This is a genomic window from Paenibacillus sp. Y930 (genome assembly GCF_056786375.1).
Window position 1 is genome coordinate 1 of record NZ_JBXCIX010000027.1, and the last position, 1,406, is coordinate 1,406.

Here is a 1,406-nt window from a genome sequence, read left to right on the forward strand (position 1 = left end):
CTATAAGGCTGGGCTACGATGGGGAGCGAAAATTATAGTAGCGAAGGTCATGAGCTCCGGCTGTCAAGAAAAGCCTCTAGTGAGGTCAAGGTGCCCGTACCGCAAACCGACACAGGTAGGCGAGCAGAGCATGCTAAGGCGCGCGGAAGAACTCTCGTTAAGGAACTCGGCAAAATGACCCCGTAACTTAGGGATAAGGGGTGCCCCGGTAGGGTTAATAGCCCGAGGGGGCCGCAGTGAAAAGGCCCAATCGACTGTTTAGCAAAAACACAGGTCTGTGCGAAGTCGTAAGACGAAGTATACGGGCTGACGCCTGCCCGGTGCTGGAAGGTTAAGGGGAGTGGTTAGGAGCAATCCGAAGCTATGAACCGAAGCCCCAGTAAACGGCGGCCGTAACTATAACGGTCCTAAGGTAGCGAAATTCCTTGTCAGGTAAATTCTGACCCGCACGAATGGCGTAACGAATTGGGCGCTGTCTCAACGAGAGATCCGGTGAAATTTTAATACCTGTGAAGATGCAGGTTACCCGCGACAAGACGGAAAGACCCCATGGAGCTTTACTGCAACTTGATATTGAACTTTGGTACGATCTGTACAGGATAGGTGGGAGCCTTTGAGTCATGAGCGCCAGCTTGTGAGGAGGCATCGTTGGGATACCACCCTGATCGTATCGGAGTTCTAACCTACTACCCTGAATCGGGTAGAGGGACCGTGTCAGGTGGGCAGTTTGACTGGGGCGGTCGCCTCCTAAAGAGTAACGGAGGCGCCCAAAGGTTCCCTCAGAATGGTTGGAAATCATTCGAAGAGTGCAAAGGCATAAGGGAGCTTGACTGCGAGACCAACAAGTCGAGCAGGGACGAAAGTCGGGCTTAGTGATCCGGTGGTACCGAATGGAAGGGCCATCGCTCAACGGATAAAAGCTACCCTGGGGATAACAGGCTTATCTCCCCCAAGAGTCCACATCGACGGGGAGGTTTGGCACCTCGATGTCGGCTCATCGCATCCTGGGGCTGAAGTAGGTCCCAAGGGTTGGGCTGTTCGCCCATTAAAGCGGTACGCGAGCTGGGTTCAGAACGTCGTGAGACAGTTCGGTCCCTATCTGTCGCGGGCGCAGGAAATTTGAGAAGAGCTGTCCTTAGTACGAGAGGACCGGGATGGACGTACCGCTGGTGTACCAGTTGTCTCGCCAGAGGCATAGCTGGGTAGCTACGTACGGACGGGATAAACGCTGAAAGCATCTAAGCGTGAAGCCCCCTTCAAGATGAGATTTCCCAATTAGTAAGACCCCTTGAAGACGACGAGGTTGATAGGTTCGGGGTGTAAGTGTAGCAATACATGTAGCTGACGAATACTAATCGGTCGAGGGCTTATCCTACAATTTTTCTAGACGGAGCGCAAGCGAAGAT

Annotated in this window: 1 rRNA gene; it reads left to right on the plus strand. The window is 53.2% G+C overall.

What is annotated here, in order from left to right:
* Window positions 1-1,375, plus strand: a 23S ribosomal RNA gene (locus AC1TO5_RS21175); the annotation flags it as partial.
* Window positions 1,376-1,406: the final 31 nt, after the last annotated feature.